The organism is Fibrivirga algicola, assembly GCF_011742925.1.
In the GTDB taxonomy this organism is placed as follows: Bacteria; Bacteroidota; Bacteroidia; order Cytophagales; family Spirosomataceae; genus Fibrella; species Fibrella algicola.
This window is the reverse complement of the sequence record NZ_WAEL01000014.1, coordinates 22,207-37,427: the sequence shown is the minus strand read 5'-3', so window position 1 is coordinate 37,427 and position 15,221 is coordinate 22,207. Positions and strand designations below refer to the sequence as shown.

The 15,221-nt window shown below is 52.8% G+C and carries 14 protein-coding genes and 1 tRNA gene; 7 read left to right on the top strand and 8 right to left on the bottom strand.

Annotated elements, in window-relative coordinates; all coding sequences use genetic code 11:
- Window positions 1-24 precede the first annotated feature (24 nt).
- Complete coding sequence (locus tag F7231_RS26405) at window positions 25-1,071, bottom strand: sensor histidine kinase (protein ID WP_085413066.1); 1,047 nt, start codon at window positions 1,069-1,071, stop codon at window positions 25-27.
- Window positions 1,040-1,711, bottom strand: coding sequence for a hypothetical protein (locus tag F7231_RS26400; RefSeq protein ID WP_166694230.1), 672 nt, complete (start codon window positions 1,709-1,711; stop codon window positions 1,040-1,042). The genes F7231_RS26405 and F7231_RS26400 overlap by 32 nt, the downstream gene beginning before the upstream one ends.
- A 281-nt stretch (window positions 1,712-1,992) precedes the next feature.
- On the opposite strand from F7231_RS26400, the gene F7231_RS26395 reads away from it, so the two are divergent.
- Window positions 1,993-2,568: a hypothetical protein gene (locus F7231_RS26395; protein ID WP_166694229.1), complete on the top strand. Its 576-nt coding sequence runs from the start codon at window positions 1,993-1,995 to the stop codon at window positions 2,566-2,568.
- 101 nt (window positions 2,569-2,669) lie between these two features.
- Here F7231_RS26395 and F7231_RS26390 read toward each other — a convergent pair.
- From F7231_RS26390 to rpoN, 6 genes are all read right to left on the bottom strand, one after another.
- Window positions 2,670-2,743 (bottom strand) — tRNA-Arg (locus tag F7231_RS26390).
- A gap of 49 nt (window positions 2,744-2,792) precedes the next feature.
- Complete coding sequence (locus F7231_RS26385; RefSeq protein ID WP_166694228.1) at window positions 2,793-3,587, bottom strand: enoyl-CoA hydratase/isomerase family protein; 795 nt, start codon at window positions 3,585-3,587, stop codon at window positions 2,793-2,795.
- A gap of 133 nt (window positions 3,588-3,720) precedes the next feature.
- Window positions 3,721-4,917, bottom strand: a complete 1,197-nt coding sequence (locus tag F7231_RS26380) for an acyltransferase family protein (RefSeq protein WP_166694227.1) — start codon at window positions 4,915-4,917, stop codon at window positions 3,721-3,723.
- 122 nt (window positions 4,918-5,039) lie between these two features.
- Complete coding sequence (locus F7231_RS26375) at window positions 5,040-6,287, bottom strand: helix-turn-helix domain-containing protein (RefSeq protein ID WP_166694226.1); 1,248 nt, start codon at window positions 6,285-6,287, stop codon at window positions 5,040-5,042.
- Between the two features lie 13 nt (window positions 6,288-6,300).
- Window positions 6,301-6,939 (bottom strand): hypothetical protein, encoded by a 639-nt coding sequence (locus F7231_RS26370; protein ID WP_229370415.1) that lies wholly within the window; start codon window positions 6,937-6,939, stop codon window positions 6,301-6,303.
- Between the two features lie 104 nt (window positions 6,940-7,043).
- Complete coding sequence (rpoN, locus tag F7231_RS26365) at window positions 7,044-8,501, bottom strand: RNA polymerase factor sigma-54 (RefSeq protein ID WP_085413072.1); 1,458 nt, start codon at window positions 8,499-8,501, stop codon at window positions 7,044-7,046.
- A 321-nt stretch (window positions 8,502-8,822) separates the two neighbouring features.
- On the opposite strand from rpoN, the gene F7231_RS26360 reads away from it, so the two are divergent.
- The 6 genes from F7231_RS26360 (at window position 8,823) to F7231_RS26335 (ending at window position 15,125) form a co-directional block, all read left to right on the top strand.
- Window positions 8,823-9,530, top strand: coding sequence for an HAD family hydrolase (locus F7231_RS26360; protein WP_166694225.1), 708 nt, complete (start codon window positions 8,823-8,825; stop codon window positions 9,528-9,530).
- Between the two features lie 81 nt (window positions 9,531-9,611).
- Window positions 9,612-10,250: a vWA domain-containing protein gene (locus F7231_RS26355; protein ID WP_166694224.1), complete on the top strand. Its 639-nt coding sequence runs from the start codon at window positions 9,612-9,614 to the stop codon at window positions 10,248-10,250.
- 107 nt (window positions 10,251-10,357) lie between these two features.
- Window positions 10,358-11,488 carry a hypothetical protein gene (locus F7231_RS26350; protein WP_166694223.1) on the top strand — a complete coding sequence of 377 codons (1,131 nt, stop codon included), beginning with the start codon at window positions 10,358-10,360 and terminating at the stop codon, window positions 11,486-11,488.
- 12 nt (window positions 11,489-11,500) lie between these two features.
- Window positions 11,501-11,959 carry a hypothetical protein gene (locus tag F7231_RS26345; protein ID WP_166694222.1) on the top strand — a complete coding sequence of 153 codons (459 nt, stop codon included), beginning with the start codon at window positions 11,501-11,503 and terminating at the stop codon, window positions 11,957-11,959.
- 121 nt (window positions 11,960-12,080) lie between these two features.
- Window positions 12,081-14,129, top strand: coding sequence for an NAD(+) synthase (gene nadE, locus F7231_RS26340; protein ID WP_085413077.1), 2,049 nt, complete (start codon window positions 12,081-12,083; stop codon window positions 14,127-14,129).
- A gap of 105 nt (window positions 14,130-14,234) precedes the next feature.
- Window positions 14,235-15,125: a DMT family transporter gene (locus F7231_RS26335; protein WP_310589399.1), complete on the top strand. Its 891-nt coding sequence runs from the start codon at window positions 14,235-14,237 to the stop codon at window positions 15,123-15,125.
- The last annotated feature ends 96 nt before the right edge of the window (window positions 15,126-15,221 follow it).

The window sequence follows — 15,221 nt, the reverse complement described above, 5'->3', positions numbered from 1 at the left end:
TAATCATAACGTGACTATTGAAGGCTAGGCCAACGAAGGTAGATGAATGCCAAACTCGGTGCCTTCTCCCGGTGTCGTGGTTACTGTTAGTTCGCCTCCGTATTCGTTGGTGATAATGTCGTAACTGAGCGATAGGCCCAGCCCAACACCTTTGCCGGTGGGTTTTGTAGTAAAGAAGGGCTGAAATATTTTGGTGCTGATGGCGTCGGGAATACCCATGCCATTGTCACGTACCTGAATGGTGATGCGCTCGTTTTGCCGACTTGTGGTCACGCATACACAGGGTTTGAAGTCAGCTGCGCTCATTTTCTGCTTTTCCTGTACGGCGTAAAAGGCATTGTTGTATAAGTTCAGCAACACCCGGCCTATGTTCTGGGGCACTACCATTACCTTACCCATGTTGGGCGCAAAGTCAGTGACAAGATCGCAGGTAAACGACTGATTCTTTGTTCGGACTCCCTGATACGCCAGCCGGAAGTACTCGTCGGCCAGAGTGTTGAGGTTGGTCAACTGACGCTCTCCTGTTTCGGCACGACTATGCTCGAGCATCCCTCTGACAATACTGCTGGCCCGTACACCGTGGTGGTTGATTTTTTGAAGAATCTGGCTTAGTTCGTCGGTAAGAGCCAGCGAACCAGTCAGATTATTTGACTCAATTTCCTCTTTCAACTCGCTGAGCATGTCGTTGCTCAGTTCCGAGAAGTTGTTGACGAAGTTGAGCGGGTTTTGCATTTCGTGGGCAATTCCGGCTGTAAGCTCACCCAGAGAAGCCATTTTCTCGCGCTGAATCAAGTGCGTCTGGGTCGTTTTTAACTCCGTGAGTGACTGTTGAAGTGCTTCCTTCTGTTCACTCAGTTCAATCGTTCGCTCCTTCACCCGTTGTTCCAGCAGCATATTTTGTTCCTGCAGCACTTGCTGCTGCTTCTCATTCAATAGCTGAAGCTCCTTATGGTACTGCAACTTCTTGCGCTGCGAGGTCACAAAGGAGATCAAAAACACGCTGAACAGCAGCACCATCGCCGAGATGCCAATGATTACCCTATACTCCGTAGTGAGATCGAACAGGAACATAGATAGCTTTGGTTATGAACAGGCAGAGAATAATATACGCGAGGTTATGAACGCTCCACATACGATCGGCAAGCATGGAGTTCTCCTGAATCATAGGTACGTAGAACAGGAAAATAAAAAAATTCAGCACCACATAGATGCTTAGACCGGTTACGACCCAGAAGGCCTTATCGTCTTGAAAACGTTCTACATCCTCGCGTAACTGGCCGAGGTAATACAGAAGACAGTGGATCAGTAAAAAGTACGCCTCAAGCGTAAATAGATTACCATTGATGTGATTCTGGTCGAAGAAGTTCTCCAGAAAGATAGCATTGGCCCCTGCGGCCAGGATAAATAGATAAAGCAGGATTTGTCTGTACTTGGCAAAAAAACGCTGTTCAATCCGATTGAAAAAATAGATAAAACAGACAAATCGGAATAGGGAGTGGATATTATATAGAATCAGGTTTTGCTGCATCCAGCTTGGCAGATAAACCTCGAAGTCACCGATTATATCACTTACCAGATTCAATACAAAAGCACCCCACAAGTAATAAATCACCGGCTTCAGAAAGGCAGGCTGATGACGAAGCCGCAGGTAGGTTACCAGTGGAAAGACTAATGCCCATACTTCCGCCCAATTAAGAATGACCTGGAACATCGTAATCTGTTTTCTGACGGCTGATGACTGGAAAGGGGGCGTTTGTACCGCTACGTAGGATGAGTAGAGGCAAACACATAGCTGGAGCACCCCCGATGAACAGATGCGTATAATAAATGCAGTAAAAGTGGTTGATTTGAAGTTAGTTATAGCAAAAAAGGCCTATTAGTTTTAGCAGAAAGGGGTAGCAGCTGATACTTGATGCAACCTTAAGGGTGTTGTGCACCTCTTGGTTACTTACTTACCTATTATTGCCACACGAACCACATCTATTTACTACTATGGCCAACCCTACTTGCTTAACCAAAACGCTATCTTATATAGCACTTCTTACTTGCCTACTATACGCATGTAACAACAATAAGTCCGCTAAAACAGGTAGCAGTAAACAAACGCCTACATTTTATCTAGACTCGCTAACAGTGTCTACGGATGCTTTTAAAGCCATTGGCAACCAAAATATAACGTTCAGTTATTTCCTGGGCGATACATCGGTCACGCTATATGGTTGGGTCTTGAAGAAGGGAAAACGGCCCGGCGGCGGAGGTATGCCGCAAGATACGGGTAGCTATAACCCAACGGCTGATTTGATATTGACGCCGGTCGGAAAAACGACAGTGGCGGTCGGGCCAAACACGTTTATTGGCAACCAGGTGCTGTTGAAGAAACAGGTAAGCGACCTTGTCCGCTTCATTGGAACCAGAAAGGGTAATCTGCTTTTTGTGCCCATGCTGGATGCTACAAACCGTACAGTCAAGTATAGGATAACTTGGCTATCTAAAATTGCCAGTGACACATCTATGTTCGATAACGAGTTTTTAACTAACCCGGCTCCGCCTCATCAGGCTTATGACTGAGGGAATCGCTGACTAGGCTGTACTGACTGCTTCGTGAACCCATCAGCCGATCAGATATAGCCTAAAAACAGAAAAGCCGCTTCGATTGAAGCGGCTTTTTGTGCTCTCGTAGGGATTCGAACCCCAAACCTCCTCATCCGTAGTGAGGTGCTCTATCCAGTTGAGCTACGAAAGCATTCCCGTGTTGGGATTGCAAAAGTAGTACAAAAAAGATGTGAGTCAAATTAGCGGCCCTTAAATTTTGCCGATTTTTTCATCAGGAATGAGCCAATACCTTCTGATACGTCGTTTGTATGGCCTAGATTGTCCTGATTGTCAGCTTCATGGTCGAGCTGATGAGCTAGGTCAGAATAGAGCGATTGATTCAAAACTTTTTTCATTGCACCGATCGCCAGGGTAGGTGCAGCGGCATAATAGGCCACTAACTCGTCGATTGCGCTGTCTAGTGCATCCACCGGCACCGATCGGTTTACTAGACCCATCTCCGCGGCTTCGGGACCATACACTCGCCGTCCGGTGCTGCACAACTCGAAGGCTTTTTGCGAACCAATGAGCCGGGGCAGGAAAAACGTAGACCCAGCATCGGGCATCAGGCCGATGTTGACGAAGATCTGACTGAAATAAGCCTCGTTGCTGCAAACGATCACATCGCAGGCCAGCGCCAGGGAAAAACCCGCGCCTGCCGCTACGCCGTTTACCCGCCCGATAATGGGCTTAGGCAGGCTACGCATGGCCAGAATCATTGGGTTATAGCCCGTTCGCAGCGACTCACCCAGCGCCATACCGCCCGCCGTTTGGGCGTTGGCGAAACCCTCTTTTAAATCGGCTCCAGAGCAGAAGGCTTTCTCGCCCATTCCCGTAAGCACGACCACGCGCACAGTTTCGTCGCTGCCCGCCGCCGTAATGGCCGCCGTAATGTCGCGGATCAGGCCGGGACTCAGCGCGTTATAAACCTGTGGGCGATTAAGGGTGATGCGACAAACGCCATTGTCGACGGCATAGAGCAGGTTTTCAAACACGGCTTTTCTTGGTCTTGAGCTGAATTAGTAGGCAAGCATACTACTTTTTATGGGGAAACAGAAGTGATTTGGTTTGTCGTTTGAGGTTTGACGTTGCTCCGCCAGAGCCTGACCACAGATCAGCGGAGCAACGTCAAACCAAATTCACCCCGAAGACCAGGCGTGTGAGGCGGAAAGGGCGAATGAGCAGCAGGTACGTTAGTGTGCAAACAGCCAGTGTGGCCAAGCTGATGCTCAGAAAGCCACTGTAAATACCCAGCGGCGTACGGGTGAGTACATAGTAGCCGATTAGCACGATAACCGTCTGGTGCAGGATGTAGAACGGGTATACGGCTGCATTCAGTTGCGGGAGCCAGCGGTGAGGTCGGTTCAGGTACCTGTAGCCGTAACCGATGGTTATCAACACCGAAAACCAGGTCAGGCCGAGGTTATTGAAGCTGTAGAGGGTGCGGGTCACTGCCGTATAGGCGAGTATATCGTTGGCAAACAGCGCGCGTACGCCGTAGAAAAAGCCCGTGCAGATGAGCGTAGCGGTCAGAAAATACCGGCGTTGATCGGCGATTAGCTGCCAGTAAGCGCGGCGGCTGATGAGCAGATATCCACCCCAGAATAGCAGCAGGTTCTCCATGAAATAACGCCAGTCATTGATTAGCGCGTGGGTTTCGTCGGGGAAAAAGCCGCCCAGTAGCAGATCATTCAGCAACAGAGGGACAACCAGCCACAAGGCACCGCCCGGCCGGGTGAGCAACGTACCCAGCCGATCGGTAAAGCGTTGCCCCCCGGGGCTTTTCAGCCAGCGAAAGGCGGGGATGCTCAGCAGCGAATACAGAAACAGGTAGGCAACAAACCACAGGTGATGCCAGCTAAATGCGCCGCCTGTGCCGCCATCCTGATAGGGCTGGAAATGGAACACTTCCGGGTAAAAATCAAGGTAGCTACCAGCGAATCGTTTCCGAAACAGCCATTCGATGTAAATCTGCGGCGGTACGATCACAAACATGCCGAACACTAGCGGAATGAACAGCCGACGTACCCGCTCGCGGGCATAGGCTCCGTAGCTTCGTTTTTGTAAGGCGAAGAACGTACCTGCGCCGGAAATGAAAAAGAGAAGCGGCATCCGCCAGCTATGTAGCCAGCGCATCACAACCTCCATGGGCAGGCTATGTTCAGCACTTTTTATATGCCACCCCCACGACACATAGATCATGCCGGTATGGTAGAAGAAAAGCGTCAGGATGGCGATAATTCGCAGCCAGTCGAGGTCGTGTCGGCGACCGACCGTGGGTAGGGGAGTAGACGGGGCAGAATCGGGGATGGTGACCGTTTGCATAGCGGATTGCGGTGATTTGATGCCCCGAAAGTGCTGCTTCTGCCCATTTTACGGCCTATCTGCCCATCGTCGCGAAGTTCGTGCCGACCGGGACGAAGTTTTTCGGGCAGGGCCAAGGGGTCTTAGTTGCCGGTGGTTGGGGCCGCATCGCGAAACTGAGCGGGCGTCTGGTTCGTGATCCGTTTGAAGGCGGTATGAAACGCCGACGGTGAATTGTAACCAACGCGTTCGGCAATCTCATCGATTTTCAGGTAGGCCGTGGCGGGGTCGCGCAGGAGTTGTTGGGCTTCAGCCACCCGATACGTGGCCAGCCAGTCAAAAAAGCGTTGTCCCAGCCGGTCGTTGAGCAGTTGCGATAAGTGATGCGGACTGGTACCGAGCCGTGCCGCTAACTTCGGCAGCGACATGTCGGTTTGGAGGTAGGGTTTTTCGGTACGCAGCAACTGGTCCAACTTCCGGAGTATAGCTTCCTCCACTTCGTCGGATAGCGACGATTTCTCGTATTTCCGTCGCGGCTCGTCGACCAGCGAACCGGGAAAATCTACTATTGGTTGCGGTTGCTCAGGTACGTTGTTGGGCTGGTCGTCGGTGAGGGAAGGTACGCTCAGCCGGAAAAAGTCGGAGCCGCTCATGACCAGAAAACTGGTGACGTAGATCACTGCCGTGAGGTAACAGGCCAGCAGGTAGTCGCCCAGGTCTTCGTAAAACTGCGGTTTAACTACGACAATCAGTAAGGGCATGAGCGCGAATAGCCCCGTCAGGTTTCGCAGGTGTACCAGCATAACGGGTTCCGAACTCCAGACCGATCGCCCTGCCCGTCGAAACGCCCGCCGAATGACCAGAAAAGCCAGCACCACGTAAACCAGACAGCTCAGTAACGTTAGCTCGTTGATGTAGTCACGAACACAAAAAAAGTCTTCCGGTAGGTAGGTGGACGGTTCGCTTACCAGCGGTAACTCGGGATGCCAGGCCTCGATGTAGTTATTGTACTTAAGCTCGATAGGCTGGTAGAGCCACGAAACCGAATACAGCCCCCAAAGCAGTGTGGGTAGCAGGTGTAGGGACCAGTAGCGAGGTGGCTTGCTGCGGATACGGGTCGCCACGTACAGAAAAAAGAGCGGACCCATCGCAAAGTTCGCCGGCTCAGAAAAGTCGACCCAGGCCAGGGTCCGAAACATGTAATTGCTATAGCAGAAAACGATTTCGCCGATAATGGCAGCGATTCCGAGCATCAGCCAGCCCAGGTAGTGATTGGCGCGGTCTTTGGCGCGATTACCCGTTAGAAAAAACAGCCCCAGAAAGAGCCCTTGGGCCACCCCGAGCAAAATAATGAGGCCAAAAAGATCAAGATAGGGCGGTAGCGTACGCATACCACAAACTTACCTAAACCAGCCAGAAAACGGCGAGGCCACTTACCAGCACACCTAAACCCAGGCCTGCACCTACCTGGCCAACCGTGTGGGCGTTAAGCTGCAGCCTGGCCGAAGCGACCAGCCCGCTCAGGGCAATCAGCCCTACAAAAGGGAGAAAAAGGTCGGTATCGCCGTATTTTATCAGCATCAGCATAATAGTCCCCAGTACACCGCCAATACCCACAGTGTGAGCGCTGATTTTCCAGACCGTATTGATGATCCCCACCAGGAGAATAGAGAGCGTGATACTACCCAAAATAACGGCTACACCCGGCGATGTCTCTGAAAAAAGACTCATTCGGAACGCGAATAGGTAGGTGACTACCGAATAAACGATACCTGAGATGAGGTAGGGGAACCGCCGATCGGCGCGTTCTGGCATAGTCAAGTCGGTCAGGAGTCCCGTGCGAAAAAGGTATAGGATCAGCAGACTGGGAATGGCAAAAGTGCCTACAAAGACAAGAATCAGCAGGCTGAGCCGCACATCCGGCGAGTACGTATCGACATTTAGACGGACCGGCGCTACATAAAGTAATAAGCCAAAAAGCCACGTGGGCATCAGTAACGGGTGGAAAACAACTGACAGGATGTAGGCGAGACGGGGGTGCAAGGGGCGTTTGACGTTTGATGTGTAGAGTTTGACGTTTGCTGCCTGCAAAGCAGTTGCCTATAGTCGGGGCAACGTCAAACCATACACATTAAACGTCAAACTGGTTAAAGCTGTTTCCGTAGCCGGGCCACCGGAATATTCAATTGCTCGCGGTATTTGGCAACCGTGCGGCGGGCAATGTTGTAGCCTTTATCATTCAGCATTTTCTCCAGCTTATCGTCAGAAAGCGGATTCACCTTCGGCTCCGTGTCGATCATGTCTTTGAGAATATTCTTCACCTCGCGGCTGCTGACATCCTCACCCGAATCGGTGGCAATCCCTTCCGAGAAGAAATATTTCAGCGGATAGATCCCAAATTCGGTTTGTACGGCCTTGCTGTTGGCGACCCGCGAGATCGTTGATACGTCCATGTCGATCATCTGGGCGATGTCTTTCAGGATCATGGGCCGCAGCTTGTTCTCATCGCCGGTCAGGAAGAAATCGTACTGGTAGCGCACGATGGCGTTCATTGTTTTTAGCAGGGTCTGCTGGCGCTGTTTAATGGCGTCGATAAACCACTTGGCCGCGTCGAGTTTCTGTTTTACGAAACTGACGGTTTCTTTCAGGTTCTTATTGGTCTTGTTGCTCTTGTCGTACGTGTCGAGCATATCGGCAAACGATCGGCTGATCTTCAGTTCGGGGGCGTTGCGCGAGTTCAGAGTCAGTTCGAGTTTTCCGCCGTTGTTGGTCAGCAGGAAATCAGGCATCAGGTATTGCACGGTACTATCATCGCCCTCAACCGAACCTGGTTTAGGGTTTAACTTGATGATGATATCAACCACCCGTTTCAGCGCTTCGTCGTTTACGTTGAGCCGCCGCTGAATTTTGTCGTAATGCTTCTTCGAGAATTCTTCAAAAAACTCCTGAATGATCCGGATCGCCAATTGAACGTAGGGGTCCGACGAATCTTTGCGGCGTAGCTGGAGCAGCAGACATTCCTGCAAATCGCGGGCGGCAATGCCCGGCGGGTCGAATGTCTGAATCATGTGTAGCACCTCTTCCACTTCTTCCGCATCGACGAAGATATTCTGCGAAAAGGCCATGTCATTCACAATGGCCTGCAGTGACCGCCGGATGTAGCCATCGTTTTCGATGCTGCCCAGCAACTGGAGACCAATGGCTTTCTGGTCGTCGGACAGGCGCAGATAACCAAACTGCTGGGTCATCGAATCCATCAGGCTCGACATAGTGGCGATAGGCATCTCGCGGTCTTCCTCGTTGTAGGAGCCGTCGCCCTGCATTTTGTAACCAGCAAACTCATCGTTGGCCAGATACCCATCGATGTCCAAATCGTCGCTTCTGTCGGAATAGTCGTCTTTATCGTCGTACTCTCCGCTCTCGTCGAACTCATCTTTGGTGTCGTACTCCTCGTCCATACCCTCTTCCAGGGCCGGATTGATCTCTAGCTCTTCTTCGATTCGAGTTTCCAGTTCGGCTGTCGGTATCTGCAACAGCTTGATAAACTGTATCTGCTGCGGTGACAGCTTCTGCTGTAATGACTGGCTAAGGCTAAGTTTCTGCATACGTTAATAGTGCCGAAGCGGAGTGGGTTAGTAAAAAGCAAGCATAAAAGATGCAAGGCCCATGAGCCGCCCCTCAATTATCAGACCAATTTACTTTGATTTTGTTAAGGGTGTCAAGTAAAAAAACGTGAACGTTGTACCAGACTAGTGGCTGGTGACGTTATAACTGGTTGTTTTCTAGGAAATATGGCTAAATGAGTGGGCGTTTTGAACCCTGAAAAAAAATTAAATATGAGTAAATGGATCTATGTTGCCCTGAACCACTGTAGCTGATAATTGAGCAGTTGGTAACCTATGAGCCGGTTTTGGGTTAGGGATAATATGACTTCTTCCAAGCGCTTCGTCGATCAGTACGACGTGATCCTGCTCGACTTGATGGACACCCTGATGTTTGGTGGTAACCGCTTCTCTGAGGAGCAGGACTACGCCCAAACGTACCGCAGGCTGGGCGGTAAATACCATTCCGATCGGGAAGTACAGTGGGTGATTCATCAGGTGTACGAAACCATGAGCGAACACTACGCCGACCCGGCCTACCACGAAAACTTCCGCCCAGCCAGTACGTACCTGATTGAAACGCTCGATGCATTGGGTTTACCGCAAACCGACGCCGCCCGCCTGCACAATGTTTTTGCGCACCATGAACTCGGGCACGTACCTGACGGCCATTGCCAGGCGTTGCAGCAACTGGCTAAAACGCACCGACTGGGGTTGGTCAGTAACTTATGGTCTGAAAAAGCTCTCTTCGTGCGGGCGTTCCGGCGCTGTCATATTCATCATCTCTTCGACACGCTGGTTTTCTCTTCCGATCACAGCCTGATCAAGCCCTCGCCGAAGCTGTTCCAGAAAGCACTCGACCAGTTTGATACGCCGACGCACCGGGTGCTTTTCGTAGGCGACAGCCCCGAGCGTGACATGGCCACGGCCGAAGCCCTGGGAATGGGTACGTTGCTGGTCACGGCTACTGGTAAAACAACGTACCCCGGTCGCAAAGCGGTTGATATTTGCGCCTTGCTCGACCAACTCTGATTGCGCTGCAAGGTTGCAGGTTCGTTGTTGCTGGGGTGGGGCCAGGCTAGTTTTGTGGCCTTACTCAACCGCAAAAGGAGCATGCACAAGCACAAAGTTTTCAATCTGATTATTCTGGACGAAAGCGGGTCAATGGAAGGCCTAAAAGCCGCCACACTCACTGGTTTCAACGAACTGGTGCAAACGGTGCAGGGTGCCCAGACCCAGTTTACCGAGCAGGAACACACCATTACCCTCGTTACCTTCAACGGCTTGGGAATCAAAACACTGCTGGCCAATCAGCCGGTCGATAAACTGGCGCCGCTCGACGCTACGCGTTACAAACCCGCCGCCACCACACCGCTGAACGATGCCCTGGGGCAAAGCCTGCTGCGCCTGCAGTGGCTCACCGAACGCGAACGCGACTACACGGTGCTAGTCAGCATACTGACGGATGGTGAAGAGAATGCTTCCCGTGAGTTCTCTACCCAGCAGGTGCGGGCTATGATCACCCGCCTAAAGCAGCACAACTGGTCGTTTACCTACATGGGAGCCAACCATGATGTAGACCGGGTGGCCGCGTCGTTGTCCATTCAGTCGGCCGTTCGCTTCGAGGCCGATGAGCAGGGGATGAAATCGGTATTCGACGCCGAGCGCAAGGGTCGGATGGCCTACTACGAAAAACGCAGCCGGGGCCTGTCTAGTCAGGAGGCTGAAGAGGGGTACTATCAGCAACCGTAACAGCGTGGCCCAGTTACGACCGTTTACGAAACAGATTGGCTAACCTGGTACGCTACCAGCTAGGCAAAAAAGTACTGGTTGTATCTTACAGGCCCGCTTCGCCCCTTATGACCGTTCATCTTCTTCGCACTCCCGATTACAATCCTAACGATTTCTTCGCTGTTCTGTCGCTGCTTCAGTCGTTCAGTGCAACAGACATTACGTTTCAGGCCTTTGAGCGGGAAACCGATCCCGATGAGTTCCCCTTTCTGCACCGGCGTGTAGACCGAAGCCGGTTCGAGTACGAGCTGATGGAAAAAGTTACGTACCTGCCCGATCGGGGATTTCCACTGTCGTGGCGTGAGTTGTTCGAGGTCTGCGATCGTTTCCGGCAGGAGCGGCAACTGCCCAAGGGCGACGTAGTCATTCTACTTACTTGCCGCCCTAACTCACTGAACTGGTTCTCAGCGACGGACGGGCAGCGCAATGCCTTCGTGCATACGGCCGACTGGGAGTTGTTTATGCCCTGCCACCACAAGTATCCGGTTGCCTACCAGATATGGGCTAACATCCTGCGGATGGGCATGAACCTGCCGTCGAACGATGAGCATCCGTACTGGCACCAACAGCCCATTGGTTGCATGAACGATTTCTGCGAGAAAAAGGGCGACATCGCGCTGAAACTGCGTACCGGCGATATTTGTCAGCCCTGTTGGCAACGACTGATTGCCGCCGGTGCCCCCGAAAAACTGATTCTCGATGGCCTGTCTGCCTTCAACGGATTACGCGAACAGATGCTTTTTCAGCAGGGTTTCCGGCGTGCGGTGTCGCTCAGTCCGCTGGTGGTTACGCCCTATCTGAACATCACCTTAAGCCAGTTTGGTCACCTGGAAGTTAAAATGCCGGCACTGGCTAAGGTGCTGTATCTGTTCTATTTACGACATCCCGAAGGCGTTCGGCTTAAGGAACTGAGCGACCACCGCGAGGAGCTGACTTACCTGTATTGCCGCCTGACGGGGACCGATAGAACCCCCAATATAGCCGAGCGGATCAGCCGGTTTGTCGACCCGCTAGACCCGAGCGCCCGAAACCAGAATCTGTCGAGGGCTAACAAAGCCTTCCGCGACATACTGGATGCCACCATGGCAAAATCGTACCTGATTGAAGGCGAACCCGGCGAACGGTACCGGATCAACCTGGCCGCCGAACTCATTACTTTACCCGATTCCCTGCTTTCCGTTTCTTCACCACACCTTTAACATCAATTTACTATGTGGATCGCCTCTACCCTTGGTTTTTTCTCGGTTGTAAAAAGTAGCCGAGATGGTAATTTCATGATCCGCGCCCGCCGCGCCGCCGACCTTCAAAATCTGACGCAGGCGGGCCTCGTGGGTACGTACCTGGAAACCCCGGAGGCCGATTATATTGCCCGCCTGATCGTCACGCCCAACGAACTGCCGCGTTTTTACACGATGCTGGCCCAAACCGTCGATTACCACAACTTCAAAGGTAAAATTCACGACTTGCCCGATCAGGCTAATAAGCTCGGCATGTACGGCAATATGTGGTCAGCTGCTTATGCGTATCAGCAACAAGTACGGGAGGCCGAAGCAGCCGATTGGGGAGAAGCTATATCGCTGGATGAAGTTGCAGAACAGACGGACGGTGGCGACTACCAGGCCGAAGCGTATCGACGGTGGAAGCAACTGCAAGCAAAGGCGAAAGAGTAGGTACTCTCAGGTTCCTTTCAACGTTGATGGATTTAGCGGTCAATAATAGCGTGTTGATAAGCGGCCAAACCCTTTCCTGCCGCATCTTTGTTAGCCAAGTATACAATTCGCTCATTCGACCTTGAAACTACTGAAAGTTGCCGCTGGGGTGCTGAACCAGACCCCGCTGGATTGGGACCATAACCAGCAAAATATCATCAATGCCATTGAGGCGGCTCGCCAGCAGGGTGTTAGTCTGCTGTGTTTGCCTGAACTCTGTATTTGTGGCTACAACTGCGAAGACATGTTCTACGCGCAGAACACCATTGATCAGTCGATTGCTTCATTGCTCGATATTGTTGGGCATACAGCCGACATTGCGGTGTCTGTGGGGTTGCCCATGCGCCACAACAATCGCACGTTCAATGTGGCTTGCTTTATCGTGAACAAGCGTATTCTGGGCTTCGTAGCCAAGCAGTACTTACCCGGTAATGGCATTCACTACGAGCCGCGCTGGTTCCAGCCCTGGACGGTGGGGGTACGTGACGAGACCCATATCGGCGAATTCAATTATCCCTTCGGCGATCTGATATTCGACCTGTCGGGTATTCGGATCGGCTTCGAAATCTGCGAAGATGCCTGGATCGCCGGTCGGCCGGGGCGGGCACTGTACGAGCGGGGCGTCGACGTAATTCTGAATCCGTCGGCCAGCCATTTTGCGTTTGGTAAATCGGTTACCCGTGAGCGGCTCGTTGTCGATGCGTCGCGGTCGTTTGGGGTTAGCTACGTGTATACCAACCTGTTGGGTAACGAAGCGGGCCGGGCTATCTACGACGGCGATGCCATGGTGGCCTCCAACGGTGAACTGCTGGTGTCGGGCCCCCGCCTGAGCTATGAAGACATGCACATTGTACCGGCTGTGGTCGATGTACACATGACCCGCCTGAATCAGACGCAGAACCGGGGAAACCTGGCGTATGCCCTGCCAAACCTGCGGGTAACTGATCGGTTCAACTGGCCAGACGTAACGCCTATATTTCACAAGGCTGAACTGGAACCATGGGAACGGTTCGGCAGTATCAAAGAAGAAGAGTTTGCTCGCGCCGTAGCACTCGGCCTGTTCGACTACCTGCGCAAAAGCCGCTCGCAGGGGTACGTCCTCAGCCTGTCGGGTGGAGCCGATTCGTCGGCGATTGCAGCCACGGTATACCTGATGGTGCGGATGGCCGTCGAAAATATTGGTCTTGATGGCGTGAAGAAAAAGCTGCACCACCTGAATGCCGTCCAAGATTGCGTCAGCGCCGAGGCGATGGTAGGTAAGCTGCTGACAACGATCTATCAGGGCACCAGCAACTCGTCGGACGATACGTTCAACTCGGCGAAAGAGCTGGCCGAGAGCCTGGGCGCTACCTTCATGAACATCAACATTGACGGGCTGGTTGATACATACACAGGCTTGATTGAGGGGCAGATTGGCCGCAAATTGTCGTGGAGTACCGACGATCTGGCCCTGCAAAATATTCAGGCGCGGGTACGTGCCCCAGGTGTCTGGATGCTGGCCAACCTGAAAAATGCATTGCTGCTTAGCACCTCTAACCGGTCAGAAGCCGCCGTTGGCTACGCCACGATGGATGGCGACACGGCAGGGAGTATCTCGCCGATCACCGGCATCGATAAGCATTTTTTGCGGGGCTGGCTGCGCTGGCTCGAAACCGAAGGACTCAATGTGGTGAATACGCCGAGCCCCGATGAGCGCATTAAGTTAGCGGGCCTGAATCGGGTGAATAACCTGCAACCCACCGCCGAACTGCGTCCGCTCGATCGCAACCAGACTGACGAAACAGATTTGATGCCCTACGATGTGCTGAACGCTATTGAGGATGCTGGTATTCGGGACAAGCAGGCACCGGTCGATGTATTCAAGATCGTTGAAGTGAAGTTTGCCGGTCAGCATAGCCGCGAAAACCTGCTGATGTGGGTGGAGCGATTCTTTAAACTCTGGAGCCGCAACCAGTGGAAGCGTGAACGGTACGCCCCCAGTTTCCACCTCGACGATCACAGCCTTGACCCACGTACCTGGATGCGCTTCCCGATCCTGTCGGGTGGTTTCGAGAAAGAGCTAGCCGAGATGCGCGACTGGGCACAGGAACACAGCAAAGGCGGAGGCCGTAAAGGAAAGATCGGTTTTTAACGCTGTCGTACTCGTAGAGCTTGCTGTGGGTGCCTGGCTGGTTTTGCCCTTCGATTAGCCAGGCAGCCATTGTAAGGGTCATCTTGTTATTTTTTAACTGCATTTGTGAATACAGCATCTACCCGCTCTAACCTGGTCATTCCCGGAATTCTCTTTGCCATGTTTTGGGCGTCGGCGTCGGTGGCTACCAAGTTTGGGGTGCAGTCGGCGGCGCCGCTGGTGCTGGCCACAGTCCGGTTCCTGATTGCGGGGACCGGCATGCTACTGGTTGCGTATGTGTTCCAGAAAGGCAACCCCCTGCCAACAGGGGTGGAATGGAAGCGCCTCACCATCTTCGCAGCTCTGAACACAACCATTTATCTGGGGCTGTTTGTGCTGGCACTCAAGCAGGTGTCGGCAGGTATTGGTAGTCTCTCAACGGCCACCAATCCGTTGTTTATCACGCTGATGTCGGCGGCTTTCCTCCGGCGTCCGCTACGCTGGCAGGAAGGGGCGGGCCTGTTGCTTGGGCTGTTGGGCGTGTGTGTGGCGGCTTATCCGCTACTAGGGCAGGCCTATGCCACCGTCGAAGGGCTGTTGATCCTGCTGGGCAGCATGCTGTCGATCTCGGCGGCAACGGTCTACTACGCCCGCTACAACTGGCGGTTGCCCAACCTGGTGATCAATGGCTGGCAGGTGCTGATCGGTGGCCTGTTGATTCTTCCCGTCACCCTCCTCACGACCGATATCAGCGCGACTTCGTTCGATGGGCGGTTCTGGGCGTCGGTGGGCTGGCTGATTGGGCCGGTATCGGTTCTAGCGTTGCAACTGTGGTTCCGGCTGGTTCGGGCCGATGCCGTCAAAGCGTCGTTGTGGCTGTTTCTGTGCCCTATTTTTGGGTTTGCGTACTCGTCAGTTCTTCTGGGCGAACCCATTACGCTATACACCGTAGCGGGTACTGTGCTGGTTGTGGGCGGGTTAGGGCTCGGTCGAAAAACAGCGGTGGCCACAGACTAACTTCTGTATATGATAGCGCTGTTCCATTCGTTACGGCCATACCAGCACGTGCCGTCACGTACCTGAGCTTTATCGACTATTGACGTTTAGTACAAC

What these genes read in the sequence shown, in the direction of transcription:
- F7231_RS26395 (WP_166694229.1), top strand. Translation starts at nt 1,993, where the DNA reads ATGGCCAACCCTACTTGCTTAACCAAAACGCTATCTTATATAGCACTT.
- F7231_RS26355 (WP_166694224.1), top strand. Translation starts at nt 9,612, where the DNA reads ATGCACAAGCACAAAGTTTTCAATCTGATTATTCTGGACGAAAGCGGG.
- F7231_RS26360 (WP_166694225.1), top strand. Translation starts at nt 8,823, where the DNA reads ATGACTTCTTCCAAGCGCTTCGTCGATCAGTACGACGTGATCCTGCTC.
- F7231_RS26400 (WP_166694230.1), bottom strand. Translation starts at nt 1,711, where the DNA reads ATGTTCCAGGTCATTCTTAATTGGGCGGAAGTATGGGCATTAGTCTTT.
- F7231_RS26375 (WP_166694226.1), bottom strand. Translation starts at nt 6,287, where the DNA reads ATGCGTACGCTACCGCCCTATCTTGATCTTTTTGGCCTCATTATTTTG.
- F7231_RS26405 (WP_085413066.1), bottom strand. Translation starts at nt 1,071, where the DNA reads ATGTTCCTGTTCGATCTCACTACGGAGTATAGGGTAATCATTGGCATC.
- F7231_RS26380 (WP_166694227.1), bottom strand. Translation starts at nt 4,917, where the DNA reads ATGCAAACGGTCACCATCCCCGATTCTGCCCCGTCTACTCCCCTACCC.
- F7231_RS26345 (WP_166694222.1), top strand. Translation starts at nt 11,501, where the DNA reads ATGTGGATCGCCTCTACCCTTGGTTTTTTCTCGGTTGTAAAAAGTAGC.
- rpoN (WP_085413072.1), bottom strand. Translation starts at nt 8,501, where the DNA reads ATGCAGAAACTTAGCCTTAGCCAGTCATTACAGCAGAAGCTGTCACCG.
- F7231_RS26350 (WP_166694223.1), top strand. Translation starts at nt 10,358, where the DNA reads ATGACCGTTCATCTTCTTCGCACTCCCGATTACAATCCTAACGATTTC.